This window comes from Pontibacterium sp. (genome assembly GCF_041587635.1).
Lineage (GTDB): Bacteria > Pseudomonadota > Gammaproteobacteria > Pseudomonadales > Balneatricaceae > Pontibacterium.
In genome coordinates, this window is record NZ_JBFGYC010000727.1 from 1 (window position 1) to 1,454 (window position 1,454).

At 52.8% G+C, this 1,454-nt stretch carries 2 protein-coding genes; both read left to right on the plus strand.

Going from position 1 to position 1,454, the window contains the following annotated elements; all coding sequences use genetic code 11:
• The coding region (locus ABYW01_RS21175) for a transglutaminase-like domain-containing protein (RefSeq protein WP_372836570.1) at positions 1–764 on the plus strand (764 nt) is incomplete at its 5' end.
• 3 nt (positions 765–767) lie between these two features.
• On the plus strand, positions 768–1,454 hold a 687-nt coding region (locus ABYW01_RS21180; protein ID WP_372836572.1), incomplete at its 3' end, for an FTR1 family protein.

Below are 1,454 nucleotides of genomic sequence, written 5' to 3' on the forward strand. Positions count from 1 at the left end.
CCACCCGACTGATCAGCGGCTATCGCGGCGGCAGTCTGATCGCCCTGACCAATTTTGTCGTCGTAAAACAGGAACATGCCCATGTCTGGGTTGAGATCTGGACCGATGAGCAAGGCTGGCAACGCGTAGATGCTAAGGATTTTGTCGCGCCACCTGAGCCAGAGCAACGTCTGGCGCAATCACCTGCAGCGGTAAAAGCCAAGCTGCGGAAAGAAGCACAAACGCCAAGCAGCAGCGACACCCCCTCAACCACTCAAGCGAACAGTAACGCGACAAAACCCGCAGATTCTAAAACAACTAAAGATAGATCTTCTGATAAAGGATGGCTGAGCCAACTCAATCTGGGCTTCGAAACATGGATGCTTAACTACAATCCGGACCGTCAGATCGAACTGATGAAGAAGGGTGGTTTGCACCACGTGGACTGGAAAAACCTGGCCGCACTCGCGGTGCTCGGACTGATCTTATTGGCGTTGATCTATGGTCTTCTATTGCAGATAGGGCAGCAGAAAAAGGACCCCGTACGCCGTAGTTTTGAGATGTTAAACAAGCAGATGCGCAAACGACAGCTTGAGTGCTCTGAGCAGGAATGTCCTTCTCAGTGGCTGCAGCGAATAGCCGCCTCTCAACCGACTTTTTACCCGGCACTGGAGCAAATCGTGGGTCAGTACATGACATTACGGTATGCGACCGGTACGGAACTTCAACCTAAACGGATTCAACAGTTTCAACGTGATGTTAAGCGTCTGATAGCGATGTTATAAACCATGAAAACATACCTCAAACACTGCCTTTTCCTTCTGTTACTGGCGCTGCCGCTACAGGCCCAGTCAGCCTCTGATTACCGGGCCATCATGACGGACCTGATCCAGCGGGGCGATCGACTTTCATCGGATTACCATCCGCAACAAGCTTTAGTATTCGGCAATCAGTATTCACAACTGTACTTCGGGCATTTCGAAGGACAAGGCCTCGAGTTTGCCGTAGGTCAGGCTGACAACGATGCAATGCTGGCTATTGAGATCCAATTCAGCCGCCTGATCAACGATGCAATGACTGGCCAGCCAACACCTGAAATTAAGGCCCAATGGCAGGCACTGAGACAACAGCTATCGTCAGCCCCACTGCTTGAAACCGGTGGTGCAAGCTTTACCGAGCTGGTCGTACAATCCTTGCTAATACTGTTGCGCGAAGGGATCGAAGCGCTGCTGGTGATCGCCGCCCTGATCGCTTATTTGCGCAAGGCGGGTGCCGCAGACCGGGTTTACCTGATCTGGCTGGGTTCACTGGCTGCACTCGGTGCCAGCGTACTGACCGCCATAGCACTGCATAAGCTGATTGAGAATAGCGGAGCAGCCCGTGAAACTCTGGAAGGGGTCACCATGCTGATCGCGGCAGTTCTGCTCAGCTATGTCAGTGTGTGGCTCTTTGCACGGCGGGAGATGCAGCAATGG